The organism is Pseudobutyrivibrio sp., assembly GCF_015057185.1.
Classification (GTDB): domain Bacteria; phylum Bacillota; class Clostridia; order Lachnospirales; family Lachnospiraceae; genus Pseudobutyrivibrio.
This window is the reverse complement of record NZ_SVEV01000022.1, coordinates 41,201-60,126: the sequence shown is the minus strand read 5'-3', so window position 1 is coordinate 60,126 and position 18,926 is coordinate 41,201. Positions and strand designations below refer to the sequence as shown.

General features: G+C 38.9%; 17 protein-coding genes. 3 read left to right on the top strand and 14 right to left on the bottom strand.

The window, feature by feature from the left end; translation table 11 throughout:
- Positions 1–404: 404 nt before the first annotated feature.
- Positions 405–896, top strand: a complete 492-nt coding sequence (locus E7276_RS10080; RefSeq protein WP_294217041.1) for a DUF2798 domain-containing protein — start codon at positions 405–407, stop codon at positions 894–896.
- A gap of 32 nt (positions 897–928) precedes the next feature.
- Here E7276_RS10080 and E7276_RS10075 read toward each other — a convergent pair whose 3' ends face one another.
- The 9 genes from E7276_RS10075 to E7276_RS10035 form a co-directional block, all read right to left on the bottom strand.
- Positions 929–1,180: a TIGR03905 family TSCPD domain-containing protein gene (locus E7276_RS10075; RefSeq protein ID WP_294217039.1), complete on the bottom strand. Its 252-nt coding sequence runs from the start codon at positions 1,178–1,180 to the stop codon at positions 929–931.
- Positions 1,181–1,189: 9 nt separating this feature from the next.
- Positions 1,190–2,341, bottom strand: coding sequence for an acyltransferase family protein (locus E7276_RS10070; RefSeq protein ID WP_294217037.1), 1,152 nt, complete (start codon positions 2,339–2,341; stop codon positions 1,190–1,192).
- A gap of 116 nt (positions 2,342–2,457) precedes the next feature.
- Positions 2,458–3,174 carry a YARHG domain-containing protein gene (locus tag E7276_RS10065; RefSeq protein WP_294217035.1) on the bottom strand — a complete coding sequence of 239 codons (717 nt, stop codon included), beginning with the start codon at positions 3,172–3,174 and terminating at the stop codon, positions 2,458–2,460.
- Positions 3,175–3,252: 78 nt separating this feature from the next.
- On the bottom strand, positions 3,253–4,410 hold the full coding sequence (locus E7276_RS10060; protein WP_294217032.1) for an alanyl-tRNA editing protein: 1,158 nt from the start codon (positions 4,408–4,410) through the stop codon (positions 3,253–3,255).
- A complete protein-coding gene (locus E7276_RS10055) occupies positions 4,385–5,410 on the bottom strand; it encodes an asparaginase (RefSeq protein ID WP_294217029.1) in 1,026 nt (341 codons plus the stop codon). Before E7276_RS10055 ends, E7276_RS10060 begins: the two co-directional genes overlap by 26 nt.
- A gap of 1 nt (position 5,411) precedes the next feature.
- On the bottom strand, positions 5,412–5,831 hold the full coding sequence (locus E7276_RS10050) for a hypothetical protein (protein ID WP_294217025.1): 420 nt from the start codon (positions 5,829–5,831) through the stop codon (positions 5,412–5,414).
- A 9-nt stretch (positions 5,832–5,840) separates the two neighbouring features.
- Positions 5,841–6,590: an NAD(+) synthase gene (gene nadE / locus E7276_RS10045; protein WP_294217023.1), complete on the bottom strand. Its 750-nt coding sequence runs from the start codon at positions 6,588–6,590 to the stop codon at positions 5,841–5,843.
- A gap of 13 nt (positions 6,591–6,603) precedes the next feature.
- Entirely contained in the window at positions 6,604–7,422 is an 819-nt protein-coding gene (locus E7276_RS10040; RefSeq protein ID WP_294217019.1) for an NUDIX hydrolase, read from the bottom strand.
- A 54-nt stretch (positions 7,423–7,476) separates the two neighbouring features.
- On the bottom strand, positions 7,477–8,970 hold the full coding sequence (locus E7276_RS10035) for an NAD(P)H-hydrate dehydratase (protein WP_294217018.1): 1,494 nt from the start codon (positions 8,968–8,970) through the stop codon (positions 7,477–7,479).
- Between the two features lie 84 nt (positions 8,971–9,054).
- On the opposite strand from E7276_RS10035, the gene E7276_RS10030 reads away from it, so the two are divergent.
- Positions 9,055–10,119, top strand: coding sequence for an SGNH/GDSL hydrolase family protein (locus E7276_RS10030; protein WP_294217016.1), 1,065 nt, complete (start codon positions 9,055–9,057; stop codon positions 10,117–10,119).
- Between the two features lie 612 nt (positions 10,120–10,731).
- Here E7276_RS10030 and E7276_RS10025 read toward each other — a convergent pair.
- From E7276_RS10025 to E7276_RS10010, 4 genes are read right to left on the bottom strand one after another with little or no spacing between them, the layout of a single operon-like run.
- On the bottom strand, positions 10,732–12,027 hold the full coding sequence (locus E7276_RS10025; RefSeq protein WP_294217014.1) for an alginate O-acetyltransferase AlgX-related protein: 1,296 nt from the start codon (positions 12,025–12,027) through the stop codon (positions 10,732–10,734).
- Positions 12,028–12,035: 8 nt separating this feature from the next.
- Positions 12,036–13,403, bottom strand: a complete 1,368-nt coding sequence (locus tag E7276_RS10020; protein ID WP_294217009.1) for an MBOAT family O-acyltransferase — start codon at positions 13,401–13,403, stop codon at positions 12,036–12,038.
- Positions 13,404–13,414: 11 nt separating this feature from the next.
- Positions 13,415–14,512 (bottom strand): acyltransferase family protein, encoded by a 1,098-nt coding sequence (locus E7276_RS10015; RefSeq protein ID WP_294217007.1) that lies wholly within the window; start codon positions 14,510–14,512, stop codon positions 13,415–13,417.
- Positions 14,513–14,543: 31 nt separating this feature from the next.
- Complete coding sequence (locus tag E7276_RS10010; protein ID WP_294217005.1) at positions 14,544–15,608, bottom strand: AraC family transcriptional regulator; 1,065 nt, start codon at positions 15,606–15,608, stop codon at positions 14,544–14,546.
- A 153-nt stretch (positions 15,609–15,761) separates the two neighbouring features.
- Between E7276_RS10010 and E7276_RS10005 the strand changes: the two genes are divergently transcribed.
- The gene (locus E7276_RS10005) at positions 15,762–17,159 is read left to right on the top strand and encodes an MFS transporter (protein WP_294217002.1); all 1,398 of its coding nucleotides are present in this window, start codon (positions 15,762–15,764) and stop codon (positions 17,157–17,159) included.
- A 99-nt stretch (positions 17,160–17,258) separates the two neighbouring features.
- Here the strand turns inward: E7276_RS10005 and E7276_RS10000 are convergent, their stop codons facing one another.
- The gene (locus tag E7276_RS10000) at positions 17,259–18,776 is read right to left on the bottom strand and encodes a flotillin family protein (RefSeq protein WP_294217000.1); all 1,518 of its coding nucleotides are present in this window, start codon (positions 18,774–18,776) and stop codon (positions 17,259–17,261) included.
- Positions 18,777–18,926 lie beyond the last annotated feature (150 nt).

Here is an 18,926-nt window from a genome sequence, read left to right as displayed (position 1 = left end):
AACTTACTAAAATGTCCGCCCAACAAAAATACATTTTTCAAAACAGTTCATCCATAGAAAGACACATGCGGGATGCTCCCTTTTGCATATTGGAAAACTGAAATATTCGCGAAATTGTGTTGCCACTAGGGGCGGCCGGCAGGTAGGAGCCAGGAAGGGGCACGTAAAATATAGTGGGCCAGCATGGGGCAGGGGCCAATTTGAGGTGGCAGGTTGTGAGAGGTGGCAAATTGTACAAATGTATAGGGCTTGAATATTGGTGAAAATTACCATGCAATTTGGTGTCAAATGATGATAATATAATCTGCGTTAGTTAAATATTTGGTAGATATTGGAAACGACACTCCTCCTGGAGCCAACGAACAACACACGTATTTGTTATTCATTGGCGAAGGAGGTTTTTTATGCCTAAGACAAAATTTCAGGATGTTATTTTTACAATAATTATGGCGACTGTTATGGTTTACGGAATGGTTTGCTACAATGTAGCATTGAATACAGGTGGTGTTACTAATGCTACTTTCGTGATGGCACTTCATGAGCTGCCTATTATGGTTCCAATCGCTTTTATTTTAGAGTTTTTTGCAGTTAGTAAGCTTGCGGGAGCTCTTGCCTTTAGAGTTGTGAGACCTACTGATAGACCTGCAGTTATTACATTTGCTATTTCAGCATGTATTTGCTGCATTATGTGTCCTATCATGAGCCTTGTGGCTACACTCTTGTTTAAGGAGAATCAAAGCTTTGGTACATGGGTACAGACTTGGGGTATGAATTTCCCAATGGCTCTTTTGTATCAGATTTTTTATTGTGGACCTTTTGTAAGATTAATATTTAGAACAATTTTTAGAGAAAAGAATGAAGAAAATGTTGTTTCGGCTAATGCTGAGATGGTATAAAAAAATGCTGGCGCTACGCCAGCATTTTTTGTTTAGTTGCTTAATGCTTCTTCGATTCCTTTTGCAAGCTGGTCTGCGCAGCTTGTTCCCTTCATTCCGCAGATGTTTCCTTTGAGGATGTTGACTGTGTTAGCAGCGTCAGCCCCTTCAAGAAGCTTTCCGATAGCCTTTGTGTTTCCGTCACAGCCACCTGTGAATTTTACGTTGTGAAGCTTTCCATCTTCTAATTCAAATTCGATTTGGCGAGCACATACGCCCTTTGGTGTGTAAGTGTATTTCTCCATTGTCTCCCTTTACCCTTTCTTTATAAAAAGCCAGCTAGACTTTTTCAGTATCATAACTAGTGCGATATATATTCCGTATGCCAGTGCACCTACTGCAAATACCTTTAAGGTCCAGCATGATAATTTGACTAAAAATCCGGACGCATCATGGTAAAGAAGTGTAATCCAATCTTCTGTTTCCCATATACTGTAAGCCAATCCATTGTCATGAAGCAAGTATATCATAAAGGTAGTTTGTGCTAAATAGTTAATTGGTTTGCTTGATGGAATAGGCATTCTTCTAAAGAGCTCAAACATGCAAATACCAATTAAAACTACAACAATACTAAAGTTTTCGTACTTTGGAATTGTTTGAACAAAATCTAGTTCAACTGTTGGGTCCACCAAAAGATTGTAGTTGTAGGTCTGGATTTTGCCCATAACGTTGTTGTAATAAGAGATACCTACAATTCCATTTACTAATATGATTAAAAGGAAAAATACGTAGGTCCTAACTCTTTTAAATGGGTCATATTTTTTGATGTAACCTGCAAAGGAATATAAGAATACTCCGATGAATACTGTTCTAAGTCCACTTGCTAAATCATCTAGAAGCTTGCCTGACCAGCCTAGTTCGGTAACGGCGAAGATTGCAAACATAAAGCCTAGATGCTGCTTTGCATTAAGCTTCGCTAGGAACTTGTTTAAAAACATAAATGCTATGAGAATTATTATAAAATAGTAGCCAACAAACCAGGACATTTTGTTAAAGTACTGAATTTTAATGTAGTTAAGTAAATTTTCGGTAGCTATATTGTCCTTGGTGTACCAAATGCAAAATGTGGACGCTAAAACAAGTACCACTGCCGCAAATAAAAGCTGTCCTAGAAGCTTCTTTGATATTTTTAGCATATCGATATCTCTATCAATCAAGAAATATCCTGAAATCATGATAAAAATAGCATTGCCAACCAATCCCATCGGCATCATAAGGGCCAACATCATAAGCTGACGATAGAAGTCTGGTGTGCTAAACCATCCATTCTGCATCCTCTCGATGGACATTGTATTGCTAAGCTGAATATTTACGCAATGTATAATAATGTGATAAGCGATGATCATCAACATCGCCACAATTCTAAGTATCTCTATATTTGACTGTCTAGCTGTTTTCTTTTCCATATTCTCTCCTCATAAAAATCCTTATCAATTATACAGACTCCTTAGCCAAAATCCTAGAGAAAATCATAACAAAAAGGACCAACATTACTGTCAGTCCTTCTACATTTCGGCATATATTAAAGAGTATCTATTTCATTAAGCATATCAAGATTCTTTACCTCGGTTTCAGTAAAAACATCCTCACTAAAGTCTGCTGGAAGCACCGATGGTGTGTACCAAATCTGTGCCATGAAATAATTGTAAAGATCAGCATCCTTGAAAGAATATCCGTGTCTTGCATATATTTCATTTTTTGCTAAATGAATGATTTCTGGAGACATATCCTCAAAATCAGCTGCTGTATAAACGGTTGAATCTGTGTTAAAAAGATACATACAGTAGCAGGCAACATCTGTCACCTCTCTTTGACTCTCCCATAAATGGGCTACAGCGCTTTGATACTTTGTCTTTGAAATATATCCGCTTCTCTCCTGGATAGCAGCATCTATCTCCTCAGATGACCAATCAGCAATCTCAGGTGCATAACCATAGGCTGAAGTATTATCTACCTCATCATCAGAGGTTCCTTCTACAACCTCTATTACAACATCTGCATCTGGATCATCTGCTGGCAAGCCCTCACCATTTACCTCAGCTGTAGTTTCCTCTTCTGTAACTGGCGAAGCCGCAGCCTCAGCACTAACTGTAAGCTCTTTCTTTTCTTTATTTAGCACATTAAATGTAATACAAGCAACACTAATTCCAAGTGCAATACAAATACATCCCTCCACAATCCATCTACGGACGTTTGCATTGCTGAACACATTGCTCAAAATCTCTTTTAAATTTTCCATATTCTTCCCTTTTCATTTGCTTGTTACAACTTCGTTAAGTGTAGTATAACACAATTGTTACAATTTGTTACATATTTATTACAATGTGTTCTCGATTTGGCTTCTAGTGGCCATAACATTTCCCTGCGCCATTTGCTTGCTACCGCCGCCTTTTGCACCTAAAAGCTCACGGAGTCCAGTTGCAATGGCGCTACAATCTCTTGTAGAGCTGCCAATAACAAAGTTATATCCATCCTCGTCATTTCCTGAGAAAATGGCACATAAGCCTGCGTGCTTTTCAACCAATGCATTAACTCCGTCGCGCATATTTTTAGCATCTAAGTCTTCGGTGAATATTGTCACATCAATCAAATCTGATGGATATTTTTCAATTTGGCTCATAAGAGCACTAAATTTCACTTCGGAAACGCTGAATTTCAGCTGCTTGTTGTCCTCGATTATACCAGCTACCTTTTCAGGAATCTCATCTTCCATACAGCTTAGTTTCTGGTATGTTTTAGCAAGAATACTCATTCGGCGGTTGTAATCCTCAAGAGCTCTAAGTCCACACAAAATGTACACTCTAGTACCGCCCTTGTACTTTCCAAAATCAACAACCTTTAAAATACCTACCTGACCTGTGGTTTTAACATGTGGTGCACAGCAAGCACAGATATCTGTACCTTCGATTTCCACAAGTCGTACTGGCCCTGATATTTCCTTTTTGCTGCGATAATCAATTGCTGGCAACAATGCCGGTTCTGGATAATAGGCCCTAACCTCTACATCCTTTGCAATCAATTGGTTAGCAGCCAGTTCTAATTCTCTGATTTGCTCTTGGTTTAATTCAACATTTAAATCCAATGTAACTGTGTTATCACTTAAATGAAATCCAACATTGTCAGCTCCATATTTTTTGTGAGCCAATCCTGTGAAAATATGCTCACCGGTGTGCTGCTGCATATTGTTGAATCGATGATTCCAATCGATTTTGGCATTTACTGACTCGCCGCTAAGAAAGCCGCTAGTACAATAATGGTAGATAATCTCATTTTCGATTTGGACGTCTACTACATTTGATGAATCAATCGTACCTATATCACTGGTCTGTCCCCCCTGCTCTGGGAAAAACAGTGTCTGATCCAACACTACCTTATAAAGTTTTCTGTCGCCGGTAAAAACCTCTTCACAAGAAATCACCTTCGCCGCAAATTCCTTAGCGAAGGCATCCTTATCGTACAATGGAATTGTTTTCATTTTTTCTCCATAACATATCTCTGTTTATTTCAGTATAAAAAACGTCACGAAGTCTCTTGTTGTTGTAATTCATTCCTCTAAGCCACATAAGCTTAGTAATTGTAGCCTCCAAGGTCATATCATAGGCCTCTATCATGTGGAAATCAGCCTTAATCTGGCGTCCTACCTCATAAACAGTCATATTGCTGCCTTCATTGGCTACCTGAGTTGTCATAACTGCAAGCTTGTCAGTGCCCTGCCATTTTTCCATCTCCTGATAGAAGGTCTCCATAAGAGTTGCAGGCATGCCACCTACACCAAAGCTCTCAATAACCACAATATCGTAGTTTTCAAAAAGATATGACAATACATCTGCCTTCATGCCCGGATATAGCTTTAGTAATGTTACACGGTCAGACATCTCATAGTAAAAAATAGGGATGCCTCTAACTGGCACCTCAGGAATATATCTAATAATAACTCCATCCTGAATTACAGCTAAATATGGAAAATTAATGCTTGAGAATGCATTGTAGCTTTTTGCTCTTTCCTTTTTTGCTCTTGTACCGCATATAACTTTGCCGTCAAAAACAATGCTGACATTCTGAGATGCATCATCTGAAGCGTAGATAAAAGAATCCAATAGATTAGTCTTTGCATCTGTAACGTCACGACTAATTGGCTTTTGTGAACCAGTTACAACTATTGGCTTTGCAGAATTTTGTATCATATAGCTAAGAGCAGCTGCTGTATAGGCCAAAGTATCAGTACCATGACATACAACAAAGCCGTCATAGCTATCATAATTATCTTCGATTGTTTTAACTATTTTTTTCCAATGCACTGGAGTCATATTTGTGCTATCTAGATTAAGAATCTGAATAGTATTAACCTCACAAACATGTTCAACTGCTGGAATGTAGGACAAAACGTCCTCAGCCGTAAGTCCAGGTGTGAGCCCTGCATCTGTTTGTTTAGATGCAATAGTTCCACCTGTACCTATCATTAAAATCTTTTTCATTTTAGCTCTTTCCAATTGGTATTCCAAAAATTTTTGTACGGAAGCCATCATAAAGAGAATCGTAATTTGTATAATTTATATTAGCATCAAATTTCTTGTTCCAAATATCTCTAAGTGTATTGCAGATAGCTTCGCCATTTTCTTCCTTTGTAAGGATTGTAGGGAAAATGAAGAAAATCATAAAATAGTTAAGATTCATCTGGTCCCCACCACGAACCTTACCAAACTTTTTATAGTTTTCAAAAACATCATTGCAGAAAAGCTCACACTGCTCTTCTACGTTGTCAGCCTTAACAAGACTCTCTAACTCACCATATCTTTCTTCAGTAAACACCTTAGTGTACTTTTCATAATCAGCTTTTGTGTGTACCTTGCTCATTCTTGGCAAGTCCAAAAATATCTTCTCCACGTTGTAATTCATAAAACCCTCCTAGTGTCTCTTATAAGCTGGCATAAGCTGAAGCTTATGTAAATTTGCTGCGTGCTTTTTATCAATTGAAGCACGAATATCAGCCGGAATATCAGCATTAGAATCAGAAATGTACTCGTCAAGCTGAGCATATTTGAATCCTAATTTGTCCTCATCGGACATACCTGAAAGACCATCTGATGGTGTCTTATGAACTAACTGGTTAGGAAGTCCAAGATATTCTCCAATCTGAAGTACCTCTGTAACTGTAAAATCCTGTAAAAGTGATACATCACCTGCTGCATCACCAAACTTTGTAGAATAGCCTACGTAATCCTCAGATGCATTGCATGTATTAACTACAAAAGAAGTAACGCCCTGTCCCTGAGCAATTGCATACAATGTAGACATTCTAAGTCTAGGGGCGAGATTGATTTTGAGATCCTTTGTTACCTCAAATGTCTTTGCATTTTCAAAGGTTTTAATAGCAGCATCGTAATAGTCTGTTATTGGCACGATTTCATATGTAAGACCAAGTGTATCAACTAATAATTTGGCATCATCAATATCTGACATAACTCCATTTGGCATTATGACAGCTCTGATTCTCTCTGCTCCAATTGCTTCCTTTAAAACTGCTGCAGTAACAGATGAATCCTTGCCACCTGAAATACCAATGATTGCACGAGTATTATCGCCAAATCGATTGAACCACTCTCTCGTGTATTCTATAAGCTGTTTTGTCTGCTTCTCCACATCAAACTCTCTCATTAATTTGAGCCTCCTACTTAAGTATGTATAATTCAGACATTCTTCGTCCGATAATTGATTTGCCCTTTTCGCCTAATGGCTCAACTCTGTCAGCAATCATAATTCTAAAGTTTGCCTTGTAAAGCTTGTGGCCCAATAATAGCTCATAAATAACCTGTAAATCAGGAAGAGTGAACTTTACATCAGCCATGCTGAAAGGTAAATCTGTATACTCTATTTCTTTTCTAATTTTTTTCATTGCCTCGATAATAATCTCAACATGATCAAAGGCAAGCATAGTCTTTGTCTTAAGAGTAGGTACAAGATTAGGATATTTTATATGTCCATTCTTGAATCGCTTTGTTGTCAATTCATACTGAATATCAACACCGATATCCTCATTGAAAATATGAATCATTCCATCATCATACTCAAAATCAAACCATGCTGCTTCTAAAGCATCATCCCCACCTCTAACAGGGACAATTTTGTTTGTAAGAGCCATATATGCCACACTCATTACTCGAGTACGTGGATCTCTGTCAGGCTTTGAGAATGTGTAAACCTGCTCAAGGTAAACATCCTTTACACCAGTCTCCTCACGAAGCTCTCTTTTAGCAGCCTCATAGCATGTCTCATCAGGATGAACAAATCCACCTGGAAGAGCCCAGCAATTAAGAAATGGATGTCCTCCTCTTTTGATTAGTAATATTCTTAAACCTGACAAATCTTTCTTTGGACCTAGTAATAACATATCTACTGTAACGGAAGGTCTTGGATAATCACCAGGATCATATTGTGCAAGGAATTCTTCTTCAGTCAAACCATTTTTATCCTTTAATGTTTGTGTCATTGCGTCCTCCTTATTTATATTCCCATATAGTAGTAATTTATTACTATTTCTTGATTATGTCAATACATTTATTTTTGCCATTTCCTCAATAATATCACTAGCTAGGACGCCTTTAATACCCACTCTTTTAGAAACATATTCCCCACATGTGCCATGATAATAAGCCCCTGCTACTGCCGCCTTATATGGTTTTATTCCCTGAACTAAAAGGCCACCGATAATACCTGCAAGCACATCTCCAGAGCCTGGAGTGGCAAGGGATTGGTTACCGCTTCCATTGTAATGAATTATATTTCCATCAGTAATTAAAGTAGTAAAATTTTTTAATACTGTAATAACCCCACAGGAAGATGAAAAATCTCTAGCCACCTTTTCCATGGAATAATTTATTTCATCAACAGGTACCCCTGTCAATCTCTCCATTTCCTTTAAATGAGGAGTCACGATTATTTTATTGCTCTTAGCGCATTCCTTTAGAAGCTCAAGATTTTTACTGCAAATATTAAGCCCATCTGCATCTATTATCACTGGAACTGTTGAATTTTTAAGCACCGTATTTACGATATTTTCTGCTGTCTCAGAGGTACCAAGTCCTGGACCAATTAATATAGCATCCACCCACTTCATTTCCTCAAGCAGCTGTTTTTCTTCAAACGCTTCATATCCATAATACATTGCCTCTGGCAGTGCCTGCTGAATAGATGCCACATTATTTTTATGAGTAAATATTTTTACAAGTCCTGCCCCGGCAGTGATGGCTGCCTTTGCCGACAAATAGCATGCTCCATAAATGCTACTTGAGCCGGCAATCACAAGGAGCTTTCCACAAGTTCCTTTATTTGCAGTTACCTCTCTTTTTGGCATTTTCTTTAAAATATCTTTATCTACAAAAAAGCATTTTTCTTTATCTGGCTCATCTAGGTAAATTCCAACATCCACCACCTGAACCTTTCCTGCTGCCCCTTTGCAGTCTCCCAACAAAAGTCCTTTTTTCAAATATGCAAATGTGATTGTTGTATCAGCCTTTACCCCTGCTTTTCCAAGGAGTTTTCCACAATTTGTATCATAACCTGATGGAATATCAACTGCGATAACAGGCTTTTTAGAATTATTAACAAGCTCTGCCGCCTCTAAAAATTCACCCTCCAAGCCTCTGGCAAGCCCTATTCCAAACATGGCATCAACAAATAAATCGCTCTCATCAAATATTGATTTGTCCACTCCATGATAGATTGGGAAATTATAGCTCTCTGCTATTTCGATTTGTTGCTTTAGCTGACTTGAATATTTATCTTCATCTCCAAGAAGAATTATTGTGCTATGTCTCTTTGCTAAATTTAGCATTCTACTTATTGCCACACCATCTCCGCCGTTATTACCAGGACCGCATATTACGCATATACGATAATCCTCTGGATAACTATTAATGATATGGTTCACAATAGCCTTTGCCGCTCTCTCCATAAGAACTAACGAAGGAACCTTATGCACATTGATTGTGGCAGCATCGCATGCCGCCATAGACTTCGCTGATAGAATTGCTTTCATAGTAAAACCCCTTAAATGACTTATATTTTATAAAGTGATATAATACAGTAATTATAATACTAATTATCTAACAGGAGAAATATTTTGAAAAAGAAAATTGTCATTTCACTATGGATTTCACTTGTAGTTCTTATTATTGCATTTGCTAGCCTAGTTATATATCAAAATAAGCAAAAGGCTGCCGAGCTGGCTGCAAAGGAACAACAAGAAGCTGAAGAACAAGCCCGCGTAGAAGCCCAGGCCCAAGAAGAGGCTGCCGCTGAGGAAGCCACTGAGAATGCCGAAGAAGAGGAAGAATACACCTTCAAGGAATTCGAGGCCACATACTTCGCACAGGCGGATGCCACAGTCCGCCAAGAGCCTTACGATGCCGCAGAAATCATTGGCACACTCTCTGTTGACCAACGAGTTTCTATCGTAGGAACCTGCGAACAGACTGATTTCTACAAAATAAAGACCAATGGAGACTATGGCTACATCTCCTTCGATGACGTATCTGAGGAATACATCGACATTCCTATGCCATCCACATCAAAGGGTCAGCCAACAGCCACCAAGGACATTTTATTCATTGGCAACTCAATCACCATGTATCCAGCCACCAGCGATTGGTGGGGCTCAGGATGGGGCTGTGGAGCATCCACACCTGACAACGACTACGTACACCTTACCGTAGCCGCAAAGGGTTACAGCTCCTACGACTACATGTCACTTAGAGCATGGGAATTTTCAAACACACGTAACTACGAATTAGACGACCTAGATCCATACATCACAAACTACCAGTACGGAACAATCGTCATAGAACTAGGCGAAAACGTCAAAGGTCACGAAACCCACTTTGAGGAAGACCTCACCGACATGATCACCTACATCAGAGCCTACAACCCTAATGCCCGCATCGTAATGCTAGACAACTTCTGGGCATACTCAAGCATCATCAGCACCAAAAAGGCCGTAGCCTCTGCCACCGGCTGTACCTACGTAAGCCTCTCTGACATCCAAGGCGTAGCCGAATACCAGCTCCAAGAAGGAGACACCTACACCACACCAGACGGCACCGTCTACACAATAGGCTCCTTCCTAGCAGGCCATCCAAACGACGCCGGCTTCGCAGCCATCGCGGCCCACCTAATAGCAGTCCTCTAAGGGCCCTGCCACTAGGTACCAGGCCAGCCCAGCCCTAGGCCCCACCCGCCTGGTATGCCGTGAACAATTTTGCGAATATTGTAGTTTTCCAATATGCAAAAGAGAGCATCCCGCATGTGTCTTTCTATGGATGAACTATTTTGAAAAGTGTTTTCCAACTAGGTGGACACTGCAGATTTATTAAATGTGCATCTCAGGGTTCAGGGGACTTGGGCTCATATTACGTTTGCTAAGAAAATTTAAAAAGCAGGATTATCATATATTGGCACCGTGCTTTATACGACATCGTGTCGCGTGTCGCACTTGCGCCGCCCTCCTAGCGGCGCATGCCAATATATTGATAATCCTGCTTTTAATTTTCTAAGCGCACTCCAAAATCGCGCCAAGTTCCCCTGAGCCTGAAATGCACAATTTTTTTAAGTTTTGTGTGTCCACCTATAGAAAACAGCTTTTCAAATTTGTCCAGACATGAGAAAGACACATGCCAATAAAAGATGCGAGTCTTTGCATATTTGGAAAACAAAATATTCTTGCAAAGTTCACGGCATACCTGGCGGGTGGGGCCTAGGGCCGGGCTGGCCTGATGTTGTATGTGGGGCCCTTAGAGGGATGCTAGTTGCTGAGGACATTGATGGTGCGTTGGATGGCGTTGAAGGCCTCGTAGTCGTAGCGTTCCACGGCCTCGATGACTATTATGTCGGCGTTCTTTATGTCGGAGTGGATTTCGTTCATGTAGTCACGGTGGCAGAAGGTGCAGCTGGTGAAGTCTTTGGCTAGGTATGGCATCATGTTGACTCTGAAGCTGTCTCCGATTACGCAGAGCTTTTTGTCGTTGGCTCCGTCGCTTGTGGTGTGACATACCATGGATTCGGTGTTAAGTCCGTTGACGGTGACCTCAGGACGGTAGTCCATTGTGTATTCGATGTCGTCATGGGTGACCATATCGTCTGGGATGCCCATGTAGGTGTATAGTTCGTATTTGTCGGCATCACTGGTGCCTGTAATCCATTGGGATGGGTCTGTTTGTTCAACGCCCATGGCTGCGTATAATGCGTTGGTTCCATATAAAGCTCCAAGGTGGTTCCAATGGCTGTCATACTTGTAGTAGGTTTGGTAGATGCCTGCTGCAGTTAGTGATTCTGTCAGTGGATATAAGAATGGCGTGCTGCAGTTTTCAGTCACGTAGCTGGTTAGCTGCTGCGCTCTCTTATAGGAGCTTGCTATATCAACTGTTGGCATATATTGGCTGTACACCTGGGATTTGTTAGGTGCTATATAAATGTATAGCTCCTTGCCTTGGGCTGAGCATAAAGCCTGTAGTTGGTTTATTTTAGAAGCGTAATTTTGTAGTTCCTCTTCTGTTAATAGATTTGTGCCCTGGTAGCACTGGATTTCGTTTTCACCATACAAAAACAGCCAGCCGTCACGGGCTATGATTACATCCTGGTATACATGTAACGGGAAATAATTCTCATCGGATACGGCCGGTTCCTCAAGTATAACCTCCTGATTGCTTGTAATAGCAACTGCTATTTTGTTTCCGTTTCCAGCAATAGTTCCCAGCTGTTTTTTGAGACCTAATGCGGATTGATAAAAGCGTGAGCCTACTGCTGTGGCCACCACCTGATACTTTTCGTCCATGGCATCACTCATGGATTTATACCAAGAAATCAACGTATATCTAAATGGAATTCTGTCGTCTACAAAGCCAGAAATGCTTTCTCCAGTATTTAATAGGTTATCCCATTCAATGGTCTGCATTTGACGTTTTTCGGTCTCTACAGTGGAGAGTTTCTCGTAGGTAGAGGGTGATGCCACCCTAAGAATACCGCCACCTATCCATGGAAAGACGAGAATTCCAAAGAATAGCACTATGAAGATAATGTTTTTTAACTTAGTAAAACTCATTTTCTCTCCTAAAATTGATAGTAAATAAATGGGTTATAGGTTCCATTTGCCAGGAAAATCAAGCTAAGTGCCAATAATACAAGACTTGCAACCATGCTGTTTTTCAAAAACTTTATGTTAATGTGAGCCTGCACAAAGCCGCCAAATAAGCATGCAAATATAAATGCAAGGACTGTTATTCCTGATAAGTAGTTTAGAAGATTTAGTATATTGGCACCACCTATGAACATTCTAGAAATATATATACCAGCTGATGAGATGCTATCTGCTCTAAATACTACCCAAAGGATTGTTACCACAATAAATATCAAAATTCTATTTAGAAATTTTACAGGGTTCTTATCAAGAATTTTCCCAAACCAAAGTCTTTCAAAAATCAATAGAAGTCCGTAAACAACACCCCAAACAATAAAGGTATAATTAGCACCGTGCCAAATACCTGTTAATAAAAATACTATAAATATATTTACACAGGTTCTAGACATGCTGCATCTGCTTCCACCTAGTGGGATGTATACGTAGTCTCTAAACCATGTGGATAAAGAGATGTGCCAACGTCTCCAAAATTCTCTAACGGATTCTGAACGATATGGATGGTTAAAGTTTTCTTTGAAGTCAAATCCAAACATTTTACCAAGACCAATTGCCATATCCGAATATCCACTAAAGTCATAGTATATTTGGAAGGTATAGCATATGGCTCCCAGCCATGCTGTTGTGGCATCTAGATTTGATATATCAGTTTTCCATATTTTATCTACTATTTCTGCTAACGTATTTGCGATAAGGACCTTTTTTCCAAGGCCAAAGCAAAAGCGCTTTATTCCTACTACAAAGCCTTGATCACTAACTGTTCTATCCACCAGCTGCGTCGCCACGTCCTTGTAATGAATAATTGGTCCTGCAACTAACTGTGGAAAGCATGAAATATAAAGTGCAAAGAAGAATAGATTGCTCTGTAGCTCTGCATCATCCTTATAAACATCAATAACGTAGGATAAAGCCTGAAATGTGAAAAACGAAATACCAACAGGTAATACTACCGGTATCCAGAAGTTTAAATACTTAAAGAAAAAAAGTGCTCCCAAATCGCAGACTATGGCAAAAATGAGACCTAGACGTCTCACTATTAAGCCATGTCTTTTTTTAGAGCACAAAAACCCTGCCAACCAGTTGATGATAATAACTCCAGAAATAAGGAGCAGATATTTCACCCCACCGAAGGCATAAAATAATAAACTAAATCCGAGCAGTATGTAATTTGAAAGTGTGAGCTTGCGCTCCGCATTCTTCCCTACTATCCTTGGCACACCGTAGTATGCCAAGAGACATATTGGAAGAAAGATAGTGCAAAATACTAGTGAGCTGAAAACCAATTTATTCTCCCTTACGAATTATTGATTAAATATCTATTAATAAGATGCTTTTTGCCGATGAAATTCACCACAAAATCGCATATAAACGCTCCCACAAAGGTAATTGCTGAACATAGTACAACATGCATTGCAAAGCTTACATTTGGCCATACCTCCTGAACAATTCTAATAGCATAGAACTGATTGAGATAGATTAGTAGACTAGCCTTGCCAAGCTTATAAACAATAGGTCTATCAAAAATCCCATGACCTGGATTAATATTTGAGAATGTCAAAATAACTGCTATCCAAAGGATAAAAATGACTGGGAAGCTATACTTGGCATCCATTGATGTACAAGCAAAACGAAATACCAAGAAGTAGCAAACTATCTCTGTAGCAGCCAGCAGTATTTTTCCTAATTTTGTAAAGTGATATTTATTAATTTGACGTGTCAAGCTATATGTACAGCAGCCTAATGCCATCTCTGACATGCCACGTAAAAAACATTTATAAAAGAGACCTGTCCAGCCATCAATACCTGCAATACTTTCATACTCATGTGCCATATATCCCAAAATAAACAGGGCTAACAGTGGACAAATAATCTTTACGAACACATCATAATATTTTCTAAGTAGCGGATAGAAAATAAATGTAACCATAAGCCATACATCCAAATACCATGTAAGCTTATTTACCCATGTGCTATCGAATCCAAACACCTGAAGGAAAAAAATTGATGCCCATGAATCAACAACATAATGATATCTATCAAGAGCAGTATGCTCTAGAAAATACGCATTTACGATAATAGTAAGAACTATGGCAAATAGATGATATGGAAAAATATTCCAAAACTTTTTCTTCATTACAAGAGCTGTCTCTGTACCTATAAGCTCTGTAGACTTTTCTCTTTTGGCATATGCTCCCGCTGTCAGCAAATACCCTGATACAATAAAGAAAAACTCAACCCCAATATAACCTCGACCGAAGAAATTCAGCTGTCCATCGGCCATGTTCTGTAACTCGTCCTCCATGAAACGCTTGGTAATATGGAAGAACAATATCCCCAAAGCAAAAATAAAACGTAATAACTCAACTCGCCCATTTTTCTTTGTCTGTGTCATTTTAATTACTCCAAAATTAATATCAATATTATTATACTCCTAAAATGTGACTTTTGCTGTTTTTTCTATATTCATTAGGAGTCATGCCATACAGCCTTTTAAACTTGTTTGTAAAATGACTAGCATCATAAAACCCAACATCTTGTGCAATTTGGGTTATGCTAAAGGCTGTATGAAGCAGCTTATCTTTCGCCAGGTCCATTCTCACCCCAGTAATGAAATCTATAAAGGATTTTCCTGTAGACTTTTTAATTAAGTTGCTTAAATAGATTTCACTATAGCCAAAATCATCAGCCATAGACTGGAGTGTTACAGTCTGATAATTATCAGTCATGTAATGGAATAACGGTATAAACTGTATTTCATATTTATCATCCTTGGCTTCCATTTCAAAAGCCTCAGAACGATAATGTCTCATTAAATATATCAGTATTTGGTGAATTCCAAGTGAAATGCTCTCATTCATATAGGAATCCCCACACATATTCTCCTCATATAAGCTAAGTATCTCGTTGTGGAGCCATTCATCATCACCTGTTCTATATAAAATATAGCTACCAGATGATTTACTCTTGAGAATATTACTAAAACTATCTAATAGCTTTTTATCATCCTTTAATAGATTAAAAAAAGCTACTCCAAAAAGCTCTTTACTAATCATAAAGCTAAAGGCAATGTCATCATCATGGAGAAGCTCGTTTGCATGTACTGTCCCCTCTCCCAAAAACCAAATATCACCTTCCTTTAGAACCTGAAGATTGTTGTTAATATAGTGTCTGCATTCTCCGTGATACACATACTGGATTTCTATGAAATCATGTCTATGTAAAAAGGGAAAAGTATATCTTCCAATTCTTGTCATGGCTACATACTTATCCTCTTCAGATTCGTGCAGTGGTTTTAGTCTATATACATCAGATTCATCCTTGATATGGTACTTTTCAAATATCTCTTTTTCCATTTGATAGTACTCATTTTTGCTTTCTATATCAGTCACAGTAAGGGGCCTAAAATAAAGCTTTCCCCTGTCATTCCCCTCAAACACCTTCTTATGAGCTATCTCATATTCATTTAATAAAAATTCTCTTTTCCCCATACTTCTTCTCAAATAGATTCTTACAATTTCGTTGATTTGCTTTTTACAATTTTAATATAATTCAAGCCCTTATAATAATAATTAAATAATGATTTTTAACTTAAGTATAAAAAATCATTCATTATTGTCAAATTCATAAAGGGGGATTTTGAAATGGACGCAAATGTATCTTTTAGTGCTCCACAAACTGCGGCAGTGAAGGAAAAGACCAAATGGGGATTAGGTGTTTTCTATAGTCTTGGAGAGGTAGGTTCACAGCTTTCATGGTATATGATTAATACCTATCTAACAATTTTCTACACAGATATTGTTGGACTATCCGCAACAGCAATTTCTACAATCATGTTAATAGCAAGAGTATGGGATGCTATTAATGATCCAATGATGGGTGGTATAGCAGATAGCACCAAATCTAGATGGGGTAAATTTAGACCTTATGTTTTATTTGCACCACCATTCCTTGCAATCTTTAACTTATTAACATTTACTGTGTTCCCAGTTACAGGTATGGCAAAAGTTGTTATTTGCCTTGTTTGCTACATCGGTGCAGGTATGGCTTATACAGCTGTTAATATTGCATACAACGCACTTTTAAATGTTATCGCAAGAGATTCTCAGGTTCGTATGAACTACACTACTTGTAAAGCTATCGGTAGTGCTATTGTTCAAATGTTTTTATCAGCAGCTGTTATGCCAATGATTCTTTTCTTTGGTAAAAGTGATGTTCCAACAGCTCATGGCTACTTCATGACAGTATTAATCTGTTCAGCATTAATGCTTCCATGCTTCTGGTTATGTGGTTGGAAATGTAAGGAAACTGTTCAGATTTCTCGCCCTGTAAACGTTGAGAAGAAATCTGTAAAGGAATCACTTCTTGTATTATTCAAAAACAAGTATTTAGTAGTAACTGTATTTGCAGTATTCGCTGGTGCTATGGGCTCTATGGCTCGTATGTCAATGCTTACATACTATGTAATCTATGTTGTTGGTAATCCACTTATGATTGCACCTATTTTTACAACAATGACAATGATGCAATTCGTAGGAAACTTTACTTTACCATGGGGTACAAAAACATTTGGTAAAAAGGGATACTTACTTATTACTTCTCTTATCCAGATTGCTGGAATGATTGTTATGTTTGCTATTCCAGCTAACAACAATTTGTTCCTCATTATCATCAGTGGAATTATTGGTTTGAGTATGTGTAACGCTAACTGCTGCTTCGGTATGCTTTGTGACTGTATTGAGTACGGGGACTACAAATATGGTATCCGCGAGGAAGGTCTTACATATGCATTCCTTAGCTTTGGTGTAAAGCTTGCTACAGCTATCACAGGTTCTGTTACAGTATTACTTCTTGCAGCCATCGGTTATGTTCCAAATGCAGAACAGACAGAGGCAGCAAAGCTCGGTATCAATGCTATAGTAAACTTATTCCCAGCAGCAATTATTTTTATTTCAAACGTTGCAGTGTTCTTCTTCTACAAGCTTTCTCCAGACAAGATGGCTGAGATTTATGCAGCATTAGATGCACGTCAGGAAAAATAATAGTGAAGAGTTTTGCTAGTCAAAACTCCAGCTAAAATAAAAAACCAGATCAATTTCTTCTAGCTGAAGATATTGATCTGGTTTATTTTTATCTATTAATTAGTCTTCGTTTTTTGCAGCTACTGAAACCTCTGCCCCACTAATGTTAACGTTCTTGTTAACTTTAGCATCGTATGTATTAGCCTTCATGATTTCAGCAAGGTCTACACCTGTTGCCTCACTCATTGTATCAAATACCTGCTTCAAAACTACTGGCATGTTACCAGAAATCTTTGCGGCTCCGCCTTCACCAGCATCACCTGTCTCGTAAATATTTATCTTATCGATTGCTGCAAGTGGCTTAGCAATTTCAGCTGCGATTTGTGGCATTACCTTGATCATCATCTCTGCCATAGCAGCGCCATTGTACTTGCGATATGCCTCTGCCTTCTTCTCCATTGCCTCAGCTTCAGCAAGACCCTTTGCTTTGATAGCCTCAGCCTCTGCCTTACCTTTTGCTGCGATACCAGCTGCCTCTGCATCATACTTAGCCTTGATACCAGCTGCTTCCTGCTCTGCTGCGAACTTCTGAGCCTCGGCCTGTGCCTTTTTAGCATCAGCCTCACGCTCCTGCTCGTACTTAGCCGCCTCTGCCTTCTTCTGTCTCTGAACTAATTCTGCCTCTGCCTTTTTCTCTGCCTGGTACTTCTCAGCATCTGCCTGCTTTTCAATCTGTGCAGCAAGCTCCTGCTGTTTAACAAGTACTTCCTTCTGCTTAAGCTCTGCCTCGCGCTCTGCCTTAGCAATCTGTGCGTTTACTGTAGCAGTCTCAATTGTCTTCTGCTGTTCCTGCTGCTGAATTGAATATGCTGCATCGGCAACGGCGTTTGCTGTATCTGCCTGCTGCTTCAACTCTGCCTGCTTAATTGCAAGAGCATTATTCTTCTCAGCGATTTCTGTCTGAGCTGTTACTCTAGCATCATTAGCAGCCTTATCTGCCTCAGCCTGTGCAATGGCAACGTCTCTATCTGCCTGTGCCTTTGCAATTGCTGCGTCCTTTTTAATCTTGGCTGTGTTATCCATACCAAGGTCATTAATAAGACCATTTTCATCTGTTACGTTCTGGATATTGCAAGAAAGAATCTCGATACCTAACTTGTTCATATCCTTAGATGCCTTCTCCATAACCTGATCAGAGAAGCTATCTCTATCAGTATTAATCACCTTAAGTGACAATGTACCGATAATCTCACGCATATTACCCTGTAAAGAGTCCTGCAAATCCATTGTAATCTGCTCTGGATTCTTATTAAGGAAGTTCTTAGCTGCAAGCTGTATAGAAGCGGCATCAGTGCCAATTCTTACTTTTGCAACAGCATCTACATTTACGTTGATAAAATCATTTGTAGGAACAGACTGCTCGGTCTTAATATCAACTGTCATTTGACCTAAATATAATTTATCAACTCTCTCAAAAAATGGAATCTTGATACCTGCGCGACCTACTAAAATTCTAGGATTCTTTCTCAAACCTGAAATGATGTAAGCCCTGTCTGGTGGCGCCTTTACGTACCCTGCCACTATAACCATAAGCAATACGATTATAAGTGCAATTAATGCAATTGTTGTACCTGCCATAACATTTTCCTCTCTTTCACAATAAAAAAACTATTCAACCAAATACAATGATTGAATAGTTATGTTATATCATATCTAAAGTAGTAAGTAAATACTTTCTTGAATAATAAAATCTACATCTGCTCATTCTGAAATCCAAGCCAAGTATCC